Origin of the sequence: Micromonospora sp. CA-248089, assembly GCF_050948515.1 — a bacterium.
Classification (GTDB): domain Bacteria; phylum Actinomycetota; class Actinomycetes; order Mycobacteriales; family Micromonosporaceae; genus Micromonospora.
The window spans coordinates 1,893,499-1,916,193 of the sequence record NZ_CP192016.1; the positions used below are offsets into that span (position 1 = coordinate 1,893,499).

Below are 22,695 nucleotides of genomic sequence, written 5' to 3' on the forward strand. Positions count from 1 at the left end.
TGGGTTACTAGGCGGGCTGATGGGTGCCGAGGCCGAGCTGGTGGCCGATGACGGGCCCGCGGTGCACAGCGGCCACGGCGGCGGGCAGGTGTCGGCGTTGCCAGCCGTGCAGGGCGGCGGTGAGGTCAGCTCGGTACTTGCGGTGCTGGGTGAGGGCGGCAGCGAGGCCGGCGGCCTGCTCGATGCCGTTGTTGGCGCCGCGCGCGGTGTGCGGGCGCACGGGGGCGAGGGCGTCGCCGACCAGAACGGCGTGACCTGCGCCGACGGGCCAGACCATGCGCTGCGGTGGGGTGATGTCGAGGACCGGTACCGCCATCCGGGTGGTGGTGGCGTGCACGACGGCGGCGTGGTCGGCCGGGAGGAGCAGGCCGGCGTGGGTGTCGACGTGGGCGCGGGCGGCGGGGCTGACGTGCCGGGGCAGGGCGAAGACCCGGCGGGTGGGGTCGGCGCCGAACCGCTGCGCGTACTCGCTGCTGGTGCAGTTGAGGTAGAAGGTCCAGTCGCATCCTCCGGCTACCGGGGCGAGGTTGAACTGCACGCCCGGGCAGGGCTGCAACCGCAGGAAATCCCGCAGCCCGGGCTCGGGGGCGATGTCGGCGATGCCGCGGTGGGCGACGTAGCCGGCGTAGCGCAGGGCCCGCTCGGGATCCAGCAGCCGGCGGCCGGTGGAGGACCGGCCGTCGGCGAACACGACCAGGTCGGCGGCCGCGGTGTGGCCGTCGCGGAACCGCAGCACCGGCCGACCGTCCTGCTCGGCCAGGGCGGTGACCTTCATAGCGGTGTGCAGGACACCGGCGGGCAGGCGGCGGATCAGCGCCTGGTGCAGCAGCGTCCAGGTGGTGTTCCGCCCCGGATAGGTACGCCGGATCGTCTCGGCCGGCTGGCGGTCGCGGACGGTCATCTGGACGATGGCCTCGGAGTCGTGGGCCACGAACTCGCTCTGGCCGATGTCGAGGCGGTCGAGCACGTCGAGGGCCGGGTGTTCCAGGCCGATGAGGCCGCCGCCCAGAGGCGCGGACGCCGGCGCGGCCTCGAAGACGGTGACGTCGTCGAATCCGGCGCGCAGCAACAGCAGCGCGGTGACCGGGCCGGTGATGCTGCCGCCGATGACGGCGATGCTGGGCTGCCGGCCGGAGGACGGCCTGGTGGCGGATGTCATGAGAGGGGTTCCCTTCTGGAGGGCGGGAAACCCGGGCACGGCCGTGCCCGGGTGTGCGCGAGTGCGCGGGGTGGCCGGGCATCGGCCAAGTGGTGCTAGTGAGAAGGCGGGTCAGCGACGGTGGACCGCGGACACACAGGCCAGCCGCTTGATGCGGCGGGCGGATGGAGGCTCGGAAGGCGCGGTGCCCCGGGCTGCGTCCGCTGGTGCCGAGGTGCGACCCGGGCTGGCAGGGCGGCGCGGGAAGGTGTGGTCTCGGCGGGTTAGCGGCCGGGCGTGGTGAACGGAGGCGGCACGGGAAGGATCCGCCGGGCCCGCTGCAGCACCTCGTTGGCGACCGTGATCAGCGGTGTCGCGTCCGGGGGCGTGGCTGGGGTCGTGCGGTGCCAGCCACTACCGGGGCTGCTCGCGATGATCGTCCAGGTGAACAGCGGGGTGAGGACTTCGGCGACCGCCGTGCTCTGCGTGGCGTAGCTGTCGCGGCAGACCCGAACCCGCAGGACGTACCCGTCGGAGTGGTGCACCCGGGTCAGCTCGTAGCTGCCGTGGCCGCGCTGATGGAACACCTCGTCGACGATCACCGCGACCGGCCCTCCGGGTCGGCGGCGCGGGTCGTCGCCTCGGACGCGACGAGGGTCCATGGCCACTGGTAGGCGCCGATGGCGTAGCAGCGGTTGGCGTCCGGGACGACCCGGTCGTGCTCGACCCAGCGGCTGTCCAGGCCGTCGTCGTCCTCCCACTCGACGGTGACCTCGTCGCCGTCGAACCGCAGCCGGGGGTGCTCGCCGGGCATGTCACCGGGGTGGAGGGCGTCGAGGTGGGCGGTCATGCGCTGCACCGCGAACCGGGGGAAGCGGCACAGCACCCCGGCGCGGGAGAGGGTGGTGTAGCCGGTGGCGACCATGGCGCGGTAGGCGCCGCCGCCGACCACGTCGCAGGTCACGGTCGCCGGGGTCCAGGTGGCAAGCGGCGGGGTGATGTCGCCGCGGCTGCGGACGATGCGGTAGCGGACGTCGCTCGCCGGGTCCGGGTGCAGCCCGAACCAGCGCATTCCGTGGCGGCGGGCGTAGCGGAGCAGGTCGAGCAGGTCCCGGCGGCCGTCGAGGTGTTCGGTGTGCAGGGGCAGGAATCCGTGTCCGTCGTCGTTAGGGATCGGGTTGCCGGTGGTGCCGGTGGCGGTGTGGGTCCAGGTTTCGGCGCGGACGCGGTGGTCGGTGCCGTCGGTGTCGTACCAGCGGGGGACGCCGTTGGAGGACAACCAGTCACCGTCGATGTCGTGGGACCAGATGAGCGCGGCCTGGTCCGGGACGCCGGCCCGGTACTGCTGCCGGGTCCTATGGTGCGCGCCGGTGGAGGCGGCGTGTTCGGCGAGCGGCAGGACGTCGTCGACGCGGAACCAGAGTCGATCGGACATGGCGGGGAAACCTCCTGATGTGTGGAAGAGGGAAAGGTCGGCCGCTTCGCTGGCCGGGCTTGCGAGGCGCCCCAGCCCGGGGCGCCGGGCGGTGCCCGCGCGGGGCCGGCAGCGAGTCCACGCCACGCTGCTCTGGCCCGGGGTACGACGTGTGGCCCGCAGAAGCGGGGCGGTCGTGGTCCCATGCGGGCGTGGTTCAGGTGGCAATGGACGTGGCGTAGGGGCAGTGGCCGCATTGGTCGTGGTGGGGTGTGCGTCGCAGGGCTCGGGAAGCCTCAGGGGCGCGGCGGTAGAGCTTGCGTCTGCGGCCAGGAGTCGGCGCGGCGCGGGCGGAGTTGCGTGGAGCCGGTCGGGTCGCCGCCGATCCCCGGGGAAGCAGGGGATGGGTGGTGGTGCCCGACCGGTTCCGGTGCGGTGGTGTTACAGGGCGACGGCGAGCAGCCGCTGGTCGGTCTCGACGGTGTCGAGGTACCGCATCGCCTGCTCGAGGTAGGTCACCCGGTGGGTGAGGGCGTCGCTCGCGGGTGCGAGCTTGTGTCCGTCCGGCGTGAGCAGGGCGTCGCCGCACACGGCGGTGGTGGCGCTGTAGTGCTGGTAGGCCATCGGGCCTGCCTGGAACATCTCCAGCTCACCTGGGCTGAGGCGGGCGGCGCCGTAGCTGGCCGCGTTGTGCATCCGCATCGCGTTGACGCGGGCCTGGTTGTGGAAGTCCGCCTCGGCCCGCTCGCGCGGGTAGCGGGCGGGGTCCGCCAGGTGACGGGTCAGCAGGGTCGGCCACGGGGTGGCCGGCCGGGTGCCGTGCACGACCTGCTGCCACAGTTGATGGCGGATGCCGGCGCCGACGCCGGCGGCGTGGCGCATGGCGGCGAGGTCGAGCAGCTTGACCGGTCCGCCGGCGCAGTACACCGGACGTCCCTTGCGCGGTGCGACCAAGTCATGCCGTTGCCACAGCCACATGTCCGGGGTGGCCCAGAAGCGGGGCTGCAGGGTGCCGGACACGCCGAAGTGCCGGTCGAGCTGGGTGGCGGTCAGGGCCTGCGACGGCAGTCCGTCGGGCAGGCAGACGATCATGGTGTTGATCGTCGCGGTCGGCGTGACCACCCGGCTGGTGGGCGCCGTGGTGCTGGCGGTGGTGGCCGCAGGGGTGGGCTTGCGGCCCGGGCGGGGCGTCACCGTCGGCACGCGGGTGCCGTAGCGGCTCAGCGGGGTCGCGGCACCGTTGGTTGCGGTCATCTGGGGTTCCTCCTTCGGTAGGGGCGTGCTGTTGGGCGCGCGGAAGCGGCCGGCCCACCGGGTACATGGGTCGACTCACGGGACGAACAGGGGATGGGTGCAGCAGAGTGGCTGCTGGTGGATCGGGATGGTGCGGGGTGGTGCGGTGCGACCTGGGGGTCGCCGCGCGGCGCGGGCGCCGACCGGCCGACAAGGGCGGGTGGGCAGAGCGCACCGTGAGGTGCGGCGGTGGTTCCCGAGGCGGGACCGGACCGGGTGGAGCGATATATGGGTGAAGGTGGTGCCGATGAAGGTAGCGGCCGGATCTGTCAGCGCCGGCCGCCGTCATGATCGTCAGTAGTGCCGTCGACCTGCACTGTCAGACGACCGCTCGATTACGCGGGCGAGGGACGGCGGGACTGTGAGATCCGGTCGGTCTCACAGCCGCCCACGACGGTGGACGGCTCCCCTGCGCGTGCGGTGAAGGTGAATGTCAGGGCTCCGGGTCGGGGCCGCTGGGGTCGGTGTCGGGGAAGCGGTGCGGGTTGGTGGCCGGGTTGTCCGGGCCGTGGTCGCAGGGCAGTTCGTGCAGCCAGCGGCGCGGCCCGGGGTCGGTGGTCAACGTCCAGGCAGGCCCGGCGGGGTGCTCGCCGTGAAGGCCGGTGGCCACGGGCATGGCGGTGGGCACCCCGGCGAGGGCGTCGAGGAGGTGCTGCTCGCGGCGGCGGCCGGGGACGCGCAGCAGCACCGGGTAGCGGGGCCCGTAGCGGGCGAGCTGCTCGTAGGCGCGCAGCTTCCGCAGCACGGTACCGAGGGGTTCGGTGCCATTGTCGTGTTCGAGGAAGAACCCGACGGTGCGCCCTCCGGCGTGCCAGATGCCGTGTCCGTCGGGCTGGACACCGGTGCCGCTGCCGGCGGCGTAGGAGGCGGCGGCGAAGGCGGCGGTGGTGTGCTGTTCGGACCACCACCGCGCCAGCCGGACGTTTTCGTCGGTGCGGGCGTAGCCGAGCAGGTCGATGAACAGCTGGTTGGTGCCGAGCAGGTGGGGCAGGCGGCGGCTGCCGATGATGCGTTCGGTGCGGTCGATGCTGGTCCGGGGAGCGCGGACGCCGGCGTGGTTCGGGTCGTTGAACTGGGTGGGGTGGACCACAGTGCCGAGCGGGCCGAGGGTGTAGAGGTACTGGCCGCTACCGGTGGTGACGTCGACGAACCGGCTGACCGCCTCCATCTGGTGCAACTGGGCGAGTCGGAGCCGGGCCGAGCGACGCGATGGGAACAGCGCCGTAGTGATCTGGTCGGTGGACAGCACGTAGTGCTCGGCGAGCCACCGCAACAGCTGATGATCACGGGCGGTCAACCGACGAAGCCGGTCAAGACGAGCACGACGAGACGACGAACGGGAACCAGGCGAAGAGGCGGAGGAAGAGGCAGAAGCCGAGCGGGAGACGGAGTTGTTGGTGGACACGGTGGATGCTCCAAGCGGAAGAGGAGTCCCTCCGAGGGAGGGGGTGTCTGAGTTCGATGAGGTGGTCACCGGAGGCTGGACACGGCCGGTGAGCGGCACTGACAGACCCGGACGGCCGGATCTGTCAGTGCGGTGTGATGATCGGTGGTGAAGGGCTGGTGAAGCCCGCACGGAAGGGGCGACCGGGACTCGGTCGACCTCGGTCGACCGATCTGTCGATCTCGCGTCAACCGTCCTGCGGCGTTCAGGTGTTCGCCTTCGGAGCGCTCTTGCCACGGGACCGGCGGTTGTCGTCAGGTCGGGCCGAGAACCGGTCGACGAGGTCGTCGATCGCGCTGGTGTCCTGCGCCGGAACCGCCTCCGCTGCGGCCTGCCGGATCGCCGTCGCCTCGCCCACGACCGGCTTCGGCGGCCGGGTCTTGAGGGTGAACGCCGGCGTCTGCCGCCCACCGACGACGAGGCGCCCGGCGGCGGTGTAGGCGTCCAGGTGCGTCAGGTCGTGCTCATCGAGCTCGGGCAGCGTGTGCCGGGCCAGCACACGGGCGTCCTCCGGCGCGACGGAGAAGTACAGCTTGTTCCGGGCGTTGGCCGACGCGGCAGCCAGGAGGTCCTTCGGGAACTGGGCCAAATCCTGGTGCGCCAGGACCATCGACAGCCGGTACTTGCGCGCCTCGGCCAACATCGAGTCGAGACTGTTGGCGAGGGTCAGGAAGTTCTGACACTCGTCGATGATCAACGTGGCGTCCCGGCGTCGGTCGGCGGGCACGCTGGCGCGGGCGGTGGCGGCCTGCCACACCTGGGCCAGCACGAGGGAGCCGAGGAGCTTGCTGGTGTCCTCGCCGAGCTGGCCTTTCGGGATCCTGACGAGGAGGGCACCGCCGTCGAGGACCTCGCCCATGTCGAAGCTGGACCGGGGGTAGCGCATGGTGCGCTTGACGAAGTCCCGCAGCAGGAACGCCCGCAACCTCGCCAAGACAGGGCCGATGACCTGGGAGCGCAGGGCCGGGTTGAGCTGGTCGTACCACTGCCAGAACCCGGACAGGCCGGCCGGGTCGTCCAGGCCGACGGTCATCGCGCTTCTGAACTGCGCGGAGTTGAGCAGCGGCGGGATGTGCTGGAGGGTGACGTTGGCGTGCCGCAGCAGGGTCAGGCAGGCCACCCGCATGACGTCGTCCATCCGCGGCCCCCACGCCTTGGCGAAGATGTTCCCGAAGATCGACACGAGGTTGTCCACGACGAGGTCCGGGTCGGTGCCGGACAGCGGGTTGAGGGTGGGCGGGTTGGGCTGGTCGGGGTCGAACAGCACCACCCGCCCGGCGACGCTGGCGGGGAGCCGGTCGAGGATGTCGAGGACCATGTCGCCGTGCGGGTCGATGACCACGGTGCCCCGGCCGGCTTTGATGTCGTCGACGGCCATGTTGACCAGCAGGGTGGTCTTCCCGGAGCCCGTCGATCCGACCACATGCAGGTGATACCTCGCATCGGCGACGGGCAGAGCCACCGCGTGGCCGCCGACCTCGGCGTCACCGAGAACCTTCGCGCCGCGACCGCCGGTCGGTACCGCCACCGGGGCGGGCATGGACTTCGCCCGCGCCCGATCCAGCCCCGGCACGGCCAGATCCCGCGGCAGCGCCGCGAGGACGGCCAGCTCGGGGGTGGAGGCCAGGAACCCTGCCCCGAGCCGCCGTATCGCCAGCACGGCCACCGGTCGCGCCATCCGCGCCCGGTGCGCGAGACGGTTGCGGCCGGCGTACACGGCGAACGACGACGCGACCGCGTCCGCGATACCGCGTAGCCTGGCCTGCGGCCGAGACTCGCCGCGGTGGTTGTTCTTCGCGACGGCGTAGCGGATGCCGATCGTCCACAGCGGGTGGGCGGTCTTGTCGAGGATCGCCCGCACGTCCCGCTCCACCCCGGGATCCCGGCGGCCGGCCAGCTGGCCGCCGCTGCGGGCGGTGGTGGGGCGGCCAGGAAGAAACGCCTCGATCAGCCACAGCAGCGGCGCGGCGGGATCGATGCCCGGTACGGCCGTCTTGCCGTCGCGGAGCCGGCCGGCGGCGCGGCGGGCGCGTGCGGCCCGGCGGGGGGTGGCAGGACGGGCGAGGACCTGCACGCAGGCGTACTCGTCCGGCTTGAGCTGCGACCCGGCGGACATCAGCGCCCGTAATGGGTCGTTGTCGTGGTCGGTGTTGATCGGTAGCCACTCGGCGGCCGTCGGCAGGAGATGCCCGCCGACGGCCGCCGGCACGTCGAGTGGGATCGGCAGTGACGCCTGGTCGTCGGTGGTGCAGGCGGCGCCGGGCCAGGCGGCCCGCACGGCGGCCTCGACCGCCCCGGCCGGCACACTGCCGGGCACCCAGATCGAGATGAGGAGCTGCCGGCCGGTCCAGGTGTACTGCCACACCACGTGCGGACTCCCGTACAGCAGCCTGCGTCGGCGTGACGGGGTGAGCGTGCCGTGCAGGTTCGCCCACAGCGCGGCGGCGCTGTGCGGGTCGACTTCCGGTGGTGGGGCGACGGTGACGAGGCGGGCGCCGTCGGTGTGGCGGCGGTGCCGCCACCCGTCGAGGCGGTTGCGCCCGGCAACATAGGCGACGAGCAGGGCGGCGGCGACGCCGAGCAACCACGGCCGGCCGGCCGCCCACTCCGCGGCGTGCAGAACCCACCGCGCGGGCGGGCCCGGCGGAGAGATGAGATCGGCGCCCGGCCCGGACGGGCTGGGCGCCGGCATCGGCGAAAAGGCATGCAGGGGTGTCACAGGTCCTCATCCCCGTCGTCGGAGTCGAGGTCGGCCAGGTCGGACGGCTTCGTGGTCGCGAGAAGGTGTTCGGTCTGCGAGGAGATCGACTCGAACGCGGTCCGGTTCGTACCGGAGATCAGCAGGCCGTGCCCGACGCGGGCGGACAGAAGCATCCGGCGTTCCCCGGCGGTGAGGCCGAACGCGTCGGCGACCTGGTCGATGGCCTGCGGGGCCTGCTTGAGCAGCACCTGCGTGGCCGCATTCGCGACGACGGCGTGGCCGAGGTCGGTGCCGAGCACGTCAGCGACGTCCTGGGTGATGACCGACAGGCCGGCGTTGCGCTTGCGGCCGGCCTTGCTCATCTTGAACAGGAACCGGGCGCCTTCCCCGTCGCGCATCAGCAGCCACGCCTCATCCACCACCACCAGCCGCCGGCCCTGCGGGCGGGATCCTTCGGGGGACCGCCGCCGATATTGAGGTGGGAGGTCGACCTGCCGCCAGATCTCGTCCAGCGCGAGCAGGGTGCCGACGGTGCGCAGTTCGTCCGGCAGGTGCCGCAGGCTCCAGACCACGAGGTGCCCGTCCGGGCGGGTCGTGGTCGGTGAGTCGAACAGGTCGGAGAACGAGCCGGCCACCCACGGCGCCAGCCGGGCGGCCAACTCGTGGGCGGCCGGGTTGTCGTCGGCCCGCAGTGTCGCGGCTAGATCTTTCAGCAGGGGAACGGGCCGGTGGTGGGTGGCTGGATCGGCGGTGATGCCCGCCCGCCGGTACACCTGCAGGATCGCCCGGTCCAGGGCGGCGCGCTCGGCAGGCGGCGGTACCTGCCCCAACAGGACGCTGATCAGCGTGTGGAGGAACAGGCCGCGGCGGGTGAGCACGTCCGGGCGGCTGTCTCCGGTCGGCAGATCCAGGGGGTTGATCTTCACGCCGGGTGCGCCGAGCCGCACGATGGTCCCGCCGACCGCGTCCGCGAGGCGGACGTATTCGTCCTCGGGGTCGACGACGGCGACCTGCACCCCCTGGTAGAGCTGGCGGAGGATGTCGAGTTTCACGAAGTAGGACTTGCCGGCGCCGGATCGGGCCAGGATCACGCTGTTGTGGTTCTCGCAGCTCCAGCGGTCCCACCAGACGATGCCCTGGGAGTCCGGGTTGACCCCGTACAGCACCCCGCCGGTGGTGGCCGGGTCGCCGGGCAGCGGCGCGGGCAGGTCCGCCGACGCGAGCGGGAACGCGGCCGCCAAGGCTTGGGTGTCCATGGTGCGGCGCATCTGCAGGCTGTCGGTGGCAAGCGGCAGGGTGGTGGTCCAGCCGGGCAGGTGCCGCCACGTCGCGGGCTGCACCTCGATCAGGGTGGACGCGGCGGCGGCTTTCACCTGCGCGCACGCGTCGAGGAGTTCGGCTTCGGTGCGGGCGTGCACGGTCAGGTACAGGCCGACGCGGAACAGCTTCGCCGCCCCGCGGGCGAGGCGTTCGGCGAGGTCGGCGGCGTCGTCGGCGGCGGCCTCCACGGACGGGTCGGCCAACTTCCCTTTCTCGGCATCGGCCCGCCGGGACGATTCGAAGCGGGCGCGCTGGTTGCGCAGCCGGGACGCCGCCACCGGGGCGGGGATCGGGTCGATGTGCAACGCGAGGTCGAGGCGGCCCGGCCAGGACAGCAGCGGCTCCAGCCACGCCGGCCCGACCTCGGCCGGATACCCGGTCACCACCAGCGTGGCGGCGTAGCCGTCCCCGACGCGCAGGAACCGGGGTGTCACCTCCACCGAAGCCGGCGCCACCGCCGCCGCCAGTCCTGCGGACGGCGGGCTGGCGCTGGGGTTGTCGTCGTGCGGGGCGCGTCGGCGCCTGACGAAGATCACGATGTCCTCCTGGTGCGTGGCCTCCTGACCGGAGGTCCGGTGATGGTGGTGTGGGGGGCGGCGAGGCCGCCGGGGCGGGGCGGCCGGTACGGGTCGGCGGCGGCGGCCAGGGCAGCGGTCGTCGCGTGGCCGTCGAGGGCGCGGGTGGTGACGCCCAGCCCGGACAGCGACCGGACCGTCTGGTCGGCGCGGCGCCGGGCCGCGTGCTCGCCCCGTTCGCCGCGGGTGGTGCGGGTGACGATGAGGACCTGCCGGCGCAACGGATCCCGCCGCTGCGCGAGGTCGTCGAGGAACCGGGCGTGGTCGGCCGCCGCGTCCGCGAGAGCCGGGTGCGGCATAGCGTCCGCCGCCTGGGCCAGGGTGTGGGCGGCGGAGTGCAGGTCGACCGGCTGCGCCGACACCACGATCTGCGTCGGCGTGGCCAGGCTGTTGAGCCACCGGCCGAACGTGTCGACCAACGCGGCCTGCTCGTCGGCGGTACGCAACGCGAGGTTGACGCTGGTCGCCGCGACCATCGCCGCCTTCACCGCGCCGAGGCTGATCTCCCCGCGGTCGTCGATGGCGTCGGCCGGCAACCGCAGCGGCGCCGGCAGCATCACCTTCGACGTCGGGGCCTGCACCCAGTCGGGTGTCTTGGCGGTGGTGTCGGTGGTGGACAACGCGCGCGGCGCCCGCCAGTGGCGTACCGCGCAGGCCAGCCACACGTCCATGGGCAGTCCGTCGCGGCGGCCGACAGCGAGGCCGAACACCAGGCCGCCGAGCACGACGGCCGCGCCGAGCAGCACCGGTGCGGGCACGACGGTGTGCAGGGCCTTCCCGCCGCCATAGAAGACGATGGCGGCCACCGCCACGATCGCGAGTTGCCGGAATGTCAGCCCGTAGAGCACCTTGTCCGGCGCGTCCACGTCGGCGGGCATGCGGGCGGTGACGGGCTGTTCGTCGCGGTGGTCGCGGCTCATCGGCGCACCGCCCCAAGGCCGGGGATGCGCAGCCCGCGGGTGAGTTGCTGCACCACGACGACCCGCACGACCGCGCCGAGCGGATTGCCGCCGTGCCCGCCTGCGCCGCTGGTGGCGTAGCGGCGCATCAGCGCAGGCACCTTGACCGTGGTCCACAGCAGGACCATCACGACGAACAGGTTGAGCGTCCCGCCCGGTTCGACCGGCAGGCCCAGCAGCGGCAGCATGGCGCTGGTGTCCAGCAGCATCCACTGGCCGGCGAACAGCACGAACGCCTGCACCACCGGGATGGCCAGCATGGCGACGTACGACCGCCACCACATGCGGGCCACACCGTCGGTTTGCGGCAGGGCGTGGCACGCGAGGGCGATCGGTGCGATCGCGGTGAGCACCAGCGCGACCGCGAAGCGGACGATCACACTGCAGGCCGTGGCGGCGAGCAGGACAACGATGATCGCCAGGCAGACGACGAACAGCAGCCCGGCGCTCTGGTCCCGCGCGGCCATCAGGTGGGTCTTGACGGCGTTGAGGGCCCCGTCGCCGTTGAAGTCCTGCGCGGTCAGGGCGGTGGTGAACGCATTCGCGACCTCGATCAGCGTGCCGGCGATCAGCTGCGAGAAGTGGGCGGTGACGAACCCGACGACGCACCGCGGCAGGAGATCCTTGACGGTGTAGCGGGCGCGTTCGTCACCGCCGGCGACCATGGTGAGAACGCCAGCGGTGACGAACGCCAGGACGAAGACGGTGTCGACGACCCAGACCGACCGTCCGGTCAGGGCCTGCACCTGCGGCAGGCTGGTGACGTCCGGGGTGATCAGCAGCGCGTGGGTGATCGCGGTGATGAGCCCGTTCAGGCAGTCCAGCAGCAGACCGGCGAACCAGTCGAGGATCTGGTTGAGCGCCCAGGCCATCGTCAGCCTCCGACGATTCCCTGAACGACCCTCAGCAGGACGGGCGCGAGCACGGCCAGGCCGTAGCCGATCAGAGCGTTCTTCAACGCGCCCTTGGCCTTGTCGACCTGGACGGGGTCGCCGCCGGCGGTGGCCCAGTACACACCGGCCAGGACCAGGAACAGGGTGGCGACGGCGGCCAGGATGCCCATCACCCAGGCCTGCAGGTTGGCGATGACGGTGGGCAGGTCGTTGACGGCCAGGACGACCGGCTCACCGGCGTCGCCGTAGGCGACGGCGGGAACGGCCAGCATCCCGAGGGCAGCCGCGGCGGGCGCGGCGACCCGGGCGACGCGGCGAAGCGTGGACAGCGCGATAGTCAGAGCACGAGAACGTGCCCACAACGTGGGGAACATGGGTGGCTGCACCTCCCGCACCGGCTCACGGCCGGCGCGAATAGTCGAAACGGCGGTCGGGGTGCCGCCGCCGGGCGCGGGAGACACATGCCGGACAGGGAGCGCGGTGAACCTCGGGAGGAGCTCGTCCTCCCGTTCGGGTCAGCGGCGATCGATGAGGTGTCAGCGCATCAACGTGGCGCGGCACCCGAGGCACCCGGTCCCGTGTCAGCCCTATGTCCCGGCCCGACGGCGGGCGAAACCAAACCTCCGCATGACGCCGTCGGTGGCGCCGGAGGAGTTCCGCACCCTCAAACCGGCGTTTGTGAGCCCTGGCGAACACCTGCCGGTCCCACAGCGCTCCGACACCACCTCACAAACCTCTAACGACCCTGGCCGGCGAGCCTTTCCGGACGAGCATGCCGCCGGTGACGGAACCGCCTGTCAGCGTCGGCGCCGGAACCTCACAGCCGCCTCCTCGACATCCCCTGGACGCCGTTGTGAGAGTTCCGACAGCCCGGCCCACCCCCGGGCACGGCGGTTCGCCGCCGTACCGGGGAATGGATGGGGAACCAGTCGCCGATGCGGCACGGCAGGCTCGGCGTACACGGTCGCGGACCCGACCAGATGGCCGGGCCCGCGTCGGGCCGCTCAACGGGGATGGCCCCTCAGGCTGCCAGCCTCACCCGCGACGCAGCCGGTCGCGGACCGGCGCCGCGGGCGGCCCGAATGTGTTGTCGTCGCTCGGCCGCCGCGGCGAGGTCTTCCTGCACCCGCGGTGAGATCACCTCGGTGAGAAGCCCGGCGGCGAGCGCTTCGGCGATGCGCACGTCGATGCGCTCGACGCGCCGCCGCAGCGTGTCGACCTCCACGCCGAGCCGCGCGGCGATGGGTTCGATGGCCCGCCGGCCCAGCCGCAGGTCGATGTAGGGCTGCTCATCGCACTCGTCGACGATGCCCACCTCGACGGCGCGGCGTACGAGGAGGTCCGGATGCCCGTAGGGCCGCTTCGGAGTACGCGGGCCGGTGACGTGCTCGAGGTCGTCCACCGGCACGGCCTCGGCGCCAGCACGCTGCCGCAGTTCATGGCCGGCCCGCCACGCGGCCATGCACAACGCCGCGTACGGCGCCGGGCGGGCCAGGTCAACCCGGTCGCGCAGCGCGGTCAGGAAACCGGTGAGGATCTCGGCGTCCAGGTCGTAGGCGTCGCCGGCCCAGCCGGTATGCAACCGGCCGGCATAGCGGCGCAGCGCCGGCATCGCCAGGGCGACCGCGGCGATGACCCAGGCCGGCCCATCGAGGCGGGCGCGCAAGATCAGCTCACGCCACACCACGTCCCGCACCCGGTAGGCGCGGGGATGCTCCAGCAGCCACTGCCGCAACGCCGGCAGCGCGATGACACCCCTGGGCAGACCGGTGTCATCACCGAGCTGCCCGGCAAGCGAATCGAGGTCCAAGGACAACGGGTCGGGGTCGCAGGTCAGGTCGGCGAACGCGGTGTCCACGGCGTCCAGAGGCGAGTCGGGCCAGCCGGTGGCGGAGAAGGTCATGTGAGGAACTCCCATGTCAGAGACGAATGTCGGGGACGGGCCGAAGCGGCAGCCGGCACGCCTGACCGCCATTGCGCCACCCCGCCTCACAGACCCCTGACAACGCAGGCTGGCCGACATGGACCCCGGGTCGACGCCATCAGCCGCCTCTCGCGACACCACCGCTCACCGACGACCGACGTCGACGTCCACCGTTCTGATACGCCACGCTGACCTGCGCGCTGACCCGACCAGAGACGGACGGACACGCTCCGCAGCCGCGGCCGGATGAGAGGACGCGCCACCGCGGCGCTGGCCCGACGACACATCCCAGCCCGTCTCACAGCGCTGGACAGCGGACAGTGACAGACCGCGATCGGCTGGACGCCCCACCTGTCGGCGTCCACGGGGCGTGGCGTGCGCCGGCGTGCCGGCTGACAGCGTCCGTCCGCCGGGCCGTGACGGTCTGACGAGCCGCCGTCCGAATGACAGATCCGGAGCCGGTGCCCCCGGTGGCGCCGCTGCTGTCCGGCGAAGTCGGACAGCGGTCTGACAATGCCGGCCAGCACCCCGTGTCATCGGCGTACGCCGCTGGCATGGCCGAGGTGGCCGTGACACTGGCGGCTGACAAAACTGGAACGATCGACGGCTCTGGCAGCCTCCCGATAGTGATCCGACCCATGGAGTCGGCGCCCGCGTGAACATCCGGGAGCCCCAGGACAGCTAAGCGGACGGGAGCCGGCTGTCAGAGATTCGTGAGATCACCGTGAGAGGGGCAGGTGTTCGCCACAGCTGACAAACACCGGTTTGAGGGTGTCAGCGCACCACGGCGCGGCGCGGAGCCGACACCACATGAGCGAGCACACGCCGCAGCACCACAATCCGCATCCCGATTCCACCGTCGACACCGGCCCTGACGCTGAGGTCGACCCGACACTGACCGACCTGGTCGCCGGCGACCCGCCGGTACCTCTCACCGTCTGGCGCACCGCCCACACCCCGGGCGACGCCGGACGCAGCATCGGCACCCGACTGGCCGGCCGCCTCATCGCCGCCTACAGCCGCCCCGGCGAGACGGTCGTCGACCTCACCACCGACCACGCCCTCACCCAGGCCTGCGCGGCCGGAGCGCGCCGTCACCACCCCGCGTGGTTCACCGACACGTCCAGCCTGATCATCGGCCCGGGCGCCGCGGCCCCGCCTGCCGGCGCCACCGGCGGTACGGATCCGGGGGAGGAGGACGACCTACCCGAGATGGGCGCCTGGTTCGGTGACGATCTCACCGACCCGCAACTGCACCCACCGACCGACACGGCGGCCGACCCGCCACCCGACAACTCCCTGCAGCAGGCGACCAGTCTCGTGGTCGCCTGCTGGCCCCTGCACGAGCACGCCGCCGCCAACCGAGTCCGGCTGGCGTGGCTGCTGACCGCCTGCGCCGCACTGCTGCAACCGGGCGGCTGCCTGATCCTCCTCGTCACCGTCCCGACCGGCACCACCGCCAGCCCGCAAGACTTCTCCGGCGTAGTCCAGGCCGCCGCCGGCGTCGGACTGGGCTACCTGCAGCACCTCGTCACCGTCACCGCCGACACCGACGGCGACGCCTTCGTCTACCACGTCACCGACGAGGAACTACTCACCCTCACCACCACCGACCAGCGGTGGCAGATGGCGCACCTGCGAGTCCACGCGGACCTGATGGTCTTCAGCCAATCCCAGAGCCGCGCCCCGCGTCGACGAGGCGGACGCGAGGGCGGTGATCGCCGTGGCTAAGCACCGCACAGACACCGTCGGCGACCCCGACGAGCAGAGCACACCGACCGCCTCCTTCACCATCGGCCCGATCGGAGGTCATCAGGCTGCTGCCGGACCGGAGGGCCTGTCGGTGTGGGCGACCGCCCAGGCCACCGGACCGGTCCAGCGCCGAGGACGGTACGTCCGCGAGTCCGTGCAACACCCGGCACGGATGCTCCCCGCGATCGCCGCGCACGCCGTCACCGCCTACACCCAACCGGGGGACCTGGTGCTCGACCCGATGTGCGGGATCGGCACCACCCTGGTCGAGGCGATCCACGCCAGCCGCGACGCGATCGGCGTGGAGTACGAGTCACGCTGGTCCGACATCGCCGACGCCAACATTAAGCATGCCCACACCCAGGGCGCGACCGGACGGGCCGGCGTCATCCGCGGCGACGCCACCAGCATCCTGTCGCTCGTACCCGGGGCCCTGACCGGGCAGGTCGCCCTCGTCGTGACCTCACCGCCGTATGGGCCGACCGTGCACGGCCTGGTGCGGCCCGGCGCCGGCGGCGTGGCGAAGTTCGACAACGCCTACAACGACGGCACCGACCGCGGAAACCTCGCCTACCGCGACCTCACCGGCCTCGCCGACGGGTTCGCGCAGATCCTCGCCGGCTGCCACACCCTCCTCAAACCGGGTGGGGTCGTCGTCGTGACCGCTCGACCGTGGCGCAAGCGCGGCGAACTGGTCGACCTCCCGTCGGCCGTCATCGGCGCCGGCATCCGGGCCGGCCTCACCCCCGTCGACCGATGCGTGGCGCTGCTCGCCGCCGTCCGCGACGGCGGGCTCGTGGCCCGCCCGTCGTTCTTCCAACTCCAGGCCGTCCGTAAGGCCCGGGCCGCCGGCACCCCCATGCACCTGATCGCGCACGAGGACGTCCTCGTGTTCATCAAGAGCCAGAGCTCCGGAAGTTCCCGCGAACCCAAGTGTTCTCACGGGGAACCCAAGGCGCGGTAGCGGGCTGCCTCATTCCCGTGCTGCCGCCCGTGCGGCGCTGGGCGGGTCGGTCCGCCGCCCGTGGTAGGGACGTCACGGTGGGTGGGCTGACTCGTTTCCGTTATGTCGCCCTGGGGGCTGACGAGGGTCTTGTCATGTCGTCCGCCGCCGTGTCGACCTGCCGGCGTGACGTGGTTGAAGCTTGGTCCCTATCCCCCGATTGAGGCACGTCCGCCGGGTTTAGCCGCGGCGCCGCGGTCCCCACCAGGGCAGGATCGGAGGAAGATCACGCAGCGGGTTCTTGGGAAGCTTGGGCATCGGCGATTCGTCATCGTCGCCGTCCCACCGTCGACCGTACTGATCGGGCAGGTTCCCCCAGCCCCAGTACGGCGTCGGCTCCGTCGGGACGAAGCCGAGCTGTTCCAGCGGATCGATCCGCTGTTCATCGACCGTGCACAGGTGCGCCCAGTCGTCACCCATGTCGAAGACGTAAGCGAGCTGTTCACCCGGGGTGAGCCGGCTCAGCTTGGTCTTGTCGCTGTCGACAGCACCGTCCGGGGCCTCTTGCCAAACCTGGAACGAGCAGACCGGTGTCTCGTCGGCAAGGGTAAACAGGCGCAGGTGTGCCAGGTCCCATCGGCCGAAAGCGCCATCGATCGCCGCGCCGAACTGCTCAAACGTATGCGTCCGCGCCGCCGCGAAGATCCGCCCTGGGCGAGGCCAGAAGTCCTCGCCACGGCCGGACACCAACTCAACCCGGATCGACAACCACGTCCGCGCCACCGCACCGCCTCCGTCACCAGCTGCGCAAAGAACGCTACCGGCGGCACCTCCCTCGGAGACCGCCGGGGGCCAGAAGCCCAAGCTTGACATTGGAGCGACAAGACATCTCCAAGGCCGGCAAATGCGTGGCCTTCAGCGGTGTCCATAGCAATCTGTGGACAAGCGCCACCCACGCTGTTCGCGATCTTCGACCGCCCCTCGTGTTCGTGGAAGACGCCGCCGCCTCCGCCCACGCGGACTCGACGTCGTTCACGCCGACCTGGCCACGCTCGGGTACGAAACGAGCCGGCTATGCCTGTGCATCCGACGCCCGCACCGACCGGACCAGCTGATCCTGCTCGCCACCGGCGGCGGGGGAGTAGCTACTCGCGCTGCCCACCCTCTGCGCCCGCGAGGGTAAAGGACCCGAGCACCACCACGGCTGCTCGACATCACCGAACCCCCACGGCACCCGCCACCTCCCACCAACCCGATTCGCCAGCGACAGCAGAACCAACGGCGACCGAGTCGGCCCCGACCTCCGCCCAACCCTGTCCCGGGTCCTGCTGCCTAGACCCCGCGCCTCCTGATGCCAGAGGCCCCGGCCACCACCGCACCGGCGGATCTGACCTGCGCACCACCGTCGCTCACCCCACCACCACGCTCGGCGCACCCCGCACCCACCCAACCCGGACAAGGCGGCCAACCCGTCCTCGCCCCACCGTTCGTGGAATGGCTCATAGGCCTGCCCGACCCCTCGGTCACCCGGCGTTCGCCCTATCTCGCACCGTCGCGCTACGGGTTCTCAGCAACGGTGTCGTCCCCGCCCAAGCAGCTGGCGCCCTTGTCTCTTGCTGTGCCGTCACCACTGACGACCCGCGGGCTCTTCGCGGGCCGACCAGACATCCGCCCGCGAAGAGCCCGCCCCACCCGCGCCTGCGAAGAGCCCGCCCCACCCGCGCCTGCGAGGAGCTCACCGTGCGCGACAACCCGCCCCGCCCCCGACGACGCCCACCGCCGCCACCCACACCCGTCCGCGCGACGGGGCACCACGACGAGCAGGAACCGCGCCTCTACACACCAGCCGAAGCGGCAGCGCTGCTGCGCATCCCGGAATCCTGGCTACGCCGCCGCGCCGGGCGCCGCCAGATCCCCTGCACCTTCCTCGGCAAGCACCTGCGCTTCTCCGCCGCCGACCTCGCCGCCCTCATCGCCGCCTCCGCAGAACCGGCCACCGGCCGCCGCACCCACCGGCGGCGCCACCCGCCAGCGCCGACTTGATCCGACCCGCGAAGTCACGCGTCCATCACCGACGCACCGCACCCGCACCGAATGGAGTAACCCATGGCTTGGGTGGAACAACGCGGCATGAAGTTCCGCGTCCGCGTCCGCATGACCGACGGCACCGTCACCACCGACTCCACGCACGACATCCGCGCCGACGCCGTCATCCGCGCCAAGGAGATCGACGTCGAAGTCGCCCGCGACACCTTCATCGACCCCCGCGGCGGACGCATCCCCCTCGCCGAATGGGTGCCCATCTGGGAGTCCACCCACCAAGCGTCCCCCGCGACCTGGGCCGCCTACCGCAGCCATTTGCGGCTGCACATCCTGCCCAGCCTCGGCCCGCTACCCCTGGTCGACATCCGCCGCCAACACATCAAGACCCTCGCCGTCGTCCTCGGCAAACGCCTCGCACCCCGATCCGTCGCCGACGTGATCATGGTCCTGTCGATGGTCCTACAAGAAGCCGTAGAAGACCGCCGGATCCCCTTCAACCCCTGCCGAGGAATCCGCATCCCCAAAGGCATCCGCGCCGAACGACCCCACGCCACCAACGACCAAGTCGCCGCCATCGTCGCCCGCCAAACCCGAGCATCCGACGGCCTCATGATCCTCACCGCCGCCTACACCGGCATGCGCTGGGGCGAACTCGCCGGCCTGCACCGCGACAACCTCGACCTCACCCTCGGCAGCATCTACATCCACCCCGACGTCGGCGCCCTGCACGAAGTCGAAGGCAAGCTGTACCTCGGCCCACCCAAAACCAACAACTCCGTCCGCCACATCCGCCTACCCCGCTTCCTCACCAACCTCCTCGCCACCCACCTCGCCGAACACCCTCACCACACCGTCTTCCCCGGCGCCCGCGGCTACCACCAACGCCGCTCCAACTTCAACCGCCGCGCCTGGACTCCTGCCCTCACCGGCGACCCTCAGCGAGACATCCCGCCGATCCTGCCCGGCATGCACTTCCACGACCTACGCCACACCCACAAGACCTGGCTCATCGAAGACGGCATCCCCGAGATCGCCCAGGCCCGACGGCTCGGCCACCGCCTCGCCGGCGTCCGAGGCATCTACAGCCACGTCACCGAACCCATGATCACCAACCTTGTTGACGCGCTGCAGCGACGCTGGGAGACAACCCAACCCGACCGCTCCAACAGCACGCTGCGGCATCTGCGACCGGTCGCTTGATCAGGCTGCTGAGGTGCGCATAGGTGCCCAGCCGATAGGGGCCACGCCATCTCGCCCCAGCACTGGACGTGGGCGAGCACTGGTTGAGCGGGGGTGTCGTGCCGCGCAGTCGCGGGCACTAGCACCGCTGCGGAGAGCACCTGAGACTCCGCCGTCAAGCCTGGTTCGCGCAGCTCAGCGCCGACGGCTGGACCCTCCTCGAGCCGTACGTGTTCGACAAGCGGCGCCACAAGCCCGGCGATGTGGCCGCCACCGTCGGCACGTTCCGACCGACCCGCACCAGCTGACCGGCTACACCCACGGTCACCTACCCGACAACGGGCAGGGCGGCAGCCGCATCCCCACCATCATCGACACGACACGTCACGTGGGGAGACAGTCTTGACCAACCCGTACCAGGCGCAGCAGCCGCACGACGTCTACGGCCAGCCGCCCGTCCAGCACCAGCCGGCCGAGTGGCCGCCGACCGCCGCTGGGATGACGCCGCCGGCACCGCCGGCCGCGCCCAGCCGCAAGCCGCTGATCGTCGCCGCCGCCGCGGCCCTCGCTGTGCTCTTGCTCGCCGTCGGCGGCTACGGCCTGTACGACCGGTTCATCCGCGAGGACACCGGCGTCGCCGCCTGCAAGGCCATGCGCGAGGGAAAGAAGGCCGACGGCAGCGCTAAGGGCAGCGGCGATGACAAGCTCACCGAAGCCGAGTACCGACAGGCCCGCAGGGTGTTCGAGGACTCCCGCCACGACGACATCCGCGAGCACGGCACCGCGCTGATGGACCTCGCCTGGCAGATGTCGCAGATCCCGAATGGACAGGAGATGGGCGCGCTGGCGTTCCTGGGCCCAATGACGACGCACATGTCGGGCCTGCAGACAGCGTGCGCGAACCAGGGCGTCATCGTCACCCTGAACACTGAGTAACCGCACAAGAGCGAAGTTCTCATCCAGGCGGGTAAGGGCTTCGCTCCATCACCGAGCTGCGCACCGCCATCGAGTCGCACGCCGCCCTGCTGGCCGCCGACCGGGCCGGTCACGACGAGGCCAGCGACGAGGAGCGCTTCCTGCGCCTGGACATCGAGTTCCACCGCCGGGTGCTGCTCGCCTCCGGCAACGAGATGTTCGTCCGGCTGCAGGACCTGGTCGCCGAGGTGCTGACCGGCCGGCACAAGCACCACCTCATGCCGCACCATCCGCACGAGGAGGCGCTGCGCCTGCACGCCGAGGTGGCGCAGGCGATCCAGCGGCACGAGGGCGAACGCGCCCGGCTGGCGATGGTGCAGCTCATGGAACAGGCGTTCGAGGAGATGCGGTCCCTCTGGGAGCAGACCGCAGAGCCCGTGCGATTGAGCCGATCCGTCGCTCGCCCACCCCGCTGGCCTGTTGGAGCGCGGACGTGCGGTGGCGGGGTGCCGGTGGCGTCCTGCCCCGGGGGCAACGGCGTGGAACGGGTCCGTCGTCAATAGGCGCCCGTGCATTGTAGTCGGGCGAACGCATTCCTGGTCGTCCCTGTCGGTGGAGGTATGACATCGACAGCGATGCAACCATGAGGCGTGTAATACCTGTTGCCCCCTCGCGCGGCATCGTCGCCGCGTACCTCTGGAGCTTCCGTCGTGACCCCGCCCGTCCTACCCGGCGGCCACCCTGCCGAGATGGACCACCCCGCCACCGTTCCCGCCGCCGTACTACGTTGCGCCGAGGAGGACCCCGAGCGGCCGGCGCTGACCGACCGGCACGGGACCATGACGTACGGTCGGCTGGTCACCGCCGCCCGGGAGTTGGCGGCGGTCCTGCGGCCGCGGTTGACCGGGGCGGGACCGGCGGTCGCCGTGCTGCAGCCGCGCACCTCGACTCGGGAGACCGGGAGGCGCACGCGCAGCGAGACACCCTGGCGATGACGCAGCAGCCTCCCGCACAGGCAGCGGCCCAGATCCGGATCGTTTCCGCCCGGCTCGGCGCCGAATGGGCAGCACGACTTGCGCGCCACGGGCTACTGAACGCCGACCCTGAGCGAGCGGAGATCGTGATACCCCCGCACGATCTGCCCTACCAGCTCGGTGACGTGGTGGCGGTGTCGTGCCCGTGGACCCCTACGGTGACCACGCGCGCCGGCAAGTACCACGCGGCGGTGCGCTGGCCGTGGGCCGTGCTCGATCCCGACTCGGCCTACGGGCCGAACGGCAGCGTCGCCTTCCCCGTAGACGAATCGACCGAGCCGTGGTGGCCGTACCAGCTGCGCCCGCCGGCGGCCGAACTCGACGAGGGCGACCGGTGCGCGGTTGGCATACCGCCGACCCGGTGCTACGTGGTGCGGTCCAACCGATACGACCCGCCGATGGACGACGGCTTCCTGCCGCGACTGACAGCGAGCGTCGCGCTGCTGCCGGTCGGCAGCGGATACGCGGAAGCGGCAGACGTGTGGCTGGCGCGTGCCGAGCCACTCGAGATGAAGCTGCTGCACCGCCCATACGGTGCGCTTCGCTCCGGTGACACCGTCCATGACGCGGACGATCGCCCGCTGCATCTCGTACCGCCGTTCCTGTTCTACGCCGACCATGGTCGGTGGCGTGAAGCGTGAGGATGACCTCGTGCGGGCGGCCGCCGTACGAGCCGACTCCCTGCGGCAGGCGCCGGTCGGCCTCGACCAGCTGCACCAGGCGGGGTAGGCGTCGGCGGGCCCGCCACCGGTCGAGGGCGTCGTCCCAGGCGCACCAGCGTTGCCGCCGGTCGGAAAGCTCGGCCGCGTCCAGTCGCCAGGTCGCGGGGGCGAGGATCGCGCGTCCGTAGCGGATGCGCGGGAGGAACGGCTGCTTCGCGCGGGCGGCGACGCCCCATTCGAAAGCGGTGACCTGGGTGCACTGGGCGCGGCCGAGTTCGATTAGGAACCGGGCCAACGGCGGGGTGTGGGTACGCAGGTTGAGCGCGTGCATGCCGACCGCTTCGAGGCGGTGCCCGTGCCCGGGCGCGGCCAGGAACATGCGTCTGCCCTCGCAGCCCACCGCCAGGTCGTCGATGGTGAGGACGGCCCGGTTCGGGCGCCCGTGCTCGGCCAGGCTGATGACCGTGGGCAGCACCTGCCTGGTGCGGGTGATGTGTGCGGTCGCG

The 22,695-nt window shown here is 71.7% G+C and carries 20 protein-coding genes and 1 pseudogene; 8 read left to right on the top strand and 13 right to left on the bottom strand.

The genetic code is table 11. The features are described from left to right. Window positions 1–7: 7 nt before the first annotated feature. The 11 genes from ACQP26_RS09180 to ACQP26_RS09230 form a co-directional block, all read right to left on the bottom strand. Window positions 8–1,159, bottom strand: a complete 1,152-nt coding sequence (locus tag ACQP26_RS09180) for an FAD-dependent monooxygenase (RefSeq protein WP_433495436.1) — start codon at window positions 1,157–1,159, stop codon at window positions 8–10. A 263-nt stretch (window positions 1,160–1,422) separates the two neighbouring features. Then, entirely contained in the window at window positions 1,423–1,740 is a 318-nt protein-coding gene (locus ACQP26_RS09185) for a hypothetical protein (RefSeq protein ID WP_433495437.1), read from the bottom strand. Beyond that, window positions 1,737–2,573: a hypothetical protein gene (locus ACQP26_RS09190; RefSeq protein ID WP_433495438.1), complete on the bottom strand. Its 837-nt coding sequence runs from the start codon at window positions 2,571–2,573 to the stop codon at window positions 1,737–1,739. Before ACQP26_RS09190 ends, ACQP26_RS09185 begins: the two co-directional genes overlap by 4 nt. Before the next feature lie 420 nt (window positions 2,574–2,993). Further along, window positions 2,994–3,806, bottom strand: a complete 813-nt coding sequence (locus ACQP26_RS09195) for a hypothetical protein (RefSeq protein WP_433495439.1) — start codon at window positions 3,804–3,806, stop codon at window positions 2,994–2,996. A 472-nt stretch (window positions 3,807–4,278) separates the two neighbouring features. After that, entirely contained in the window at window positions 4,279–5,118 is an 840-nt protein-coding gene (locus tag ACQP26_RS09200; RefSeq protein WP_433495440.1) for a replication-relaxation family protein, read from the bottom strand. Window positions 5,119–5,494: 376 nt separating this feature from the next. Continuing rightward, window positions 5,495–7,981: a type IV secretory system conjugative DNA transfer family protein gene (locus tag ACQP26_RS09205; protein ID WP_433495441.1), complete on the bottom strand. Its 2,487-nt coding sequence runs from the start codon at window positions 7,979–7,981 to the stop codon at window positions 5,495–5,497. 23 nt (window positions 7,982–8,004) lie between these two features. Then, window positions 8,005–9,846: a VirB4 family type IV secretion system protein gene (locus ACQP26_RS09210; protein WP_433495442.1), complete on the bottom strand. Its 1,842-nt coding sequence runs from the start codon at window positions 9,844–9,846 to the stop codon at window positions 8,005–8,007. Beyond that, entirely contained in the window at window positions 9,843–10,805 is a 963-nt protein-coding gene (locus tag ACQP26_RS09215) for a PrgI family protein (protein ID WP_433495443.1), read from the bottom strand. The genes ACQP26_RS09210 and ACQP26_RS09215 overlap by 4 nt, the downstream gene beginning before the upstream one ends. Then, on the bottom strand, window positions 10,802–11,716 hold the full coding sequence (locus ACQP26_RS09220; RefSeq protein ID WP_433495444.1) for a conjugal transfer protein TrbL family protein: 915 nt from the start codon (window positions 11,714–11,716) through the stop codon (window positions 10,802–10,804). The genes ACQP26_RS09215 and ACQP26_RS09220 overlap by 4 nt, the downstream gene beginning before the upstream one ends. Before the next feature lie 2 nt (window positions 11,717–11,718). Continuing rightward, window positions 11,719–12,111, bottom strand: a complete 393-nt coding sequence (locus ACQP26_RS09225; protein ID WP_069089539.1) for a pilin — start codon at window positions 12,109–12,111, stop codon at window positions 11,719–11,721. A 647-nt stretch (window positions 12,112–12,758) separates the two neighbouring features. After that, window positions 12,759–13,640 (bottom strand): hypothetical protein, encoded by an 882-nt coding sequence (locus tag ACQP26_RS09230; RefSeq protein ID WP_433495445.1) that lies wholly within the window; start codon window positions 13,638–13,640, stop codon window positions 12,759–12,761. Window positions 13,641–14,471: 831 nt separating this feature from the next. Here ACQP26_RS09230 and ACQP26_RS09235 point away from each other — a divergent pair. Both ACQP26_RS09235 and ACQP26_RS09240 read left to right on the top strand, forming a co-directional pair. Next, window positions 14,472–15,392, top strand: coding sequence for a hypothetical protein (locus ACQP26_RS09235; protein ID WP_433495446.1), 921 nt, complete (start codon window positions 14,472–14,474; stop codon window positions 15,390–15,392). Next, on the top strand, window positions 15,376–16,377 hold the full coding sequence (locus ACQP26_RS09240) for a TRM11 family SAM-dependent methyltransferase (protein ID WP_433495447.1): 1,002 nt from the start codon (window positions 15,376–15,378) through the stop codon (window positions 16,375–16,377). Before ACQP26_RS09235 ends, ACQP26_RS09240 begins: the two co-directional genes overlap by 17 nt. Before the next feature lie 219 nt (window positions 16,378–16,596). On the opposite strand, the gene ACQP26_RS09245 is transcribed toward ACQP26_RS09240, so the two are convergent. Then, window positions 16,597–17,139, bottom strand: coding sequence for an IS1096 element passenger TnpR family protein (locus tag ACQP26_RS09245; RefSeq protein WP_433495448.1), 543 nt, complete (start codon window positions 17,137–17,139; stop codon window positions 16,597–16,599). Between the two features lie 957 nt (window positions 17,140–18,096). Between ACQP26_RS09245 and ACQP26_RS09250 the strand changes: the two genes are divergently transcribed. The 6 genes from ACQP26_RS09250 to ACQP26_RS09275 all read left to right on the top strand — a co-directional run bounded on the left by ACQP26_RS09250 (window position 18,097) and on the right by ACQP26_RS09275 (window position 22,168). After that, window positions 18,097–18,399, top strand: a complete 303-nt coding sequence (locus ACQP26_RS09250) for a helix-turn-helix domain-containing protein (protein ID WP_357236281.1) — start codon at window positions 18,097–18,099, stop codon at window positions 18,397–18,399. A 63-nt stretch (window positions 18,400–18,462) separates the two neighbouring features. Continuing rightward, the gene (locus ACQP26_RS09255; protein ID WP_433495449.1) at window positions 18,463–19,599 is read left to right on the top strand and encodes a tyrosine-type recombinase/integrase; all 1,137 of its coding nucleotides are present in this window, start codon (window positions 18,463–18,465) and stop codon (window positions 19,597–19,599) included. 381 nt (window positions 19,600–19,980) lie between these two features. Beyond that, a complete protein-coding gene (locus tag ACQP26_RS09260; RefSeq protein WP_194802669.1) occupies window positions 19,981–20,514 on the top strand; it encodes a hypothetical protein in 534 nt (177 codons plus the stop codon). 89 nt (window positions 20,515–20,603) lie between these two features. Next, window positions 20,604–21,056 carry a FadR/GntR family transcriptional regulator gene (locus ACQP26_RS09265; RefSeq protein ID WP_433496113.1) on the top strand — a complete coding sequence of 151 codons (453 nt, stop codon included), beginning with the start codon at window positions 20,604–20,606 and terminating at the stop codon, window positions 21,054–21,056. A gap of 186 nt (window positions 21,057–21,242) precedes the next feature. Beyond that, the gene (locus ACQP26_RS09270; RefSeq protein WP_433495450.1) at window positions 21,243–21,488 is read left to right on the top strand and encodes a hypothetical protein; all 246 of its coding nucleotides are present in this window, start codon (window positions 21,243–21,245) and stop codon (window positions 21,486–21,488) included. Further along, window positions 21,485–22,168, top strand: coding sequence for a hypothetical protein (locus ACQP26_RS09275; RefSeq protein WP_433495451.1), 684 nt, complete (start codon window positions 21,485–21,487; stop codon window positions 22,166–22,168). Before ACQP26_RS09270 ends, ACQP26_RS09275 begins: the two co-directional genes overlap by 4 nt. 103 nt (window positions 22,169–22,271) lie before the next feature. Here ACQP26_RS09275 and ACQP26_RS09280 read toward each other — a convergent pair. Further along, window positions 22,272–22,664, bottom strand: a pseudogene (locus ACQP26_RS09280) (lantibiotic dehydratase); the annotation flags it as partial. Window positions 22,665–22,695: the final 31 nt, after the last annotated feature.

Coding starts and splice junctions, on each gene's coding strand:
- ACQP26_RS09235 (WP_433495446.1), top strand. CDS start 14,472: ATGAGCGAGCACACGCCGCAGCACCACAATCCGCATCCCGATTCCACC.
- ACQP26_RS09225 (WP_069089539.1), bottom strand. CDS start 12,111: ATGTTCCCCACGTTGTGGGCACGTTCTCGTGCTCTGACTATCGCGCTG.
- ACQP26_RS09255 (WP_433495449.1), top strand. CDS start 18,463: ATGGCTTGGGTGGAACAACGCGGCATGAAGTTCCGCGTCCGCGTCCGC.
- ACQP26_RS09180 (WP_433495436.1), bottom strand. CDS start 1,159: ATGACATCCGCCACCAGGCCGTCCTCCGGCCGGCAGCCCAGCATCGCC.
- ACQP26_RS09220 (WP_433495444.1), bottom strand. CDS start 11,716: ATGGCCTGGGCGCTCAACCAGATCCTCGACTGGTTCGCCGGTCTGCTG.
- ACQP26_RS09230 (WP_433495445.1), bottom strand. CDS start 13,640: ATGACCTTCTCCGCCACCGGCTGGCCCGACTCGCCTCTGGACGCCGTG.
- ACQP26_RS09190 (WP_433495438.1), bottom strand. CDS start 2,573: ATGTCCGATCGACTCTGGTTCCGCGTCGACGACGTCCTGCCGCTCGCC.
- ACQP26_RS09195 (WP_433495439.1), bottom strand. CDS start 3,806: ATGACCGCAACCAACGGTGCCGCGACCCCGCTGAGCCGCTACGGCACC.
- ACQP26_RS09205 (WP_433495441.1), bottom strand. CDS start 7,981: ATGCCGGCGCCCAGCCCGTCCGGGCCGGGCGCCGATCTCATCTCTCCG.
- ACQP26_RS09270 (WP_433495450.1), top strand. CDS start 21,243: ATGGACCACCCCGCCACCGTTCCCGCCGCCGTACTACGTTGCGCCGAG.
- ACQP26_RS09275 (WP_433495451.1), top strand. CDS start 21,485: ATGACGCAGCAGCCTCCCGCACAGGCAGCGGCCCAGATCCGGATCGTT.
- ACQP26_RS09215 (WP_433495443.1), bottom strand. CDS start 10,805: ATGAGCCGCGACCACCGCGACGAACAGCCCGTCACCGCCCGCATGCCC.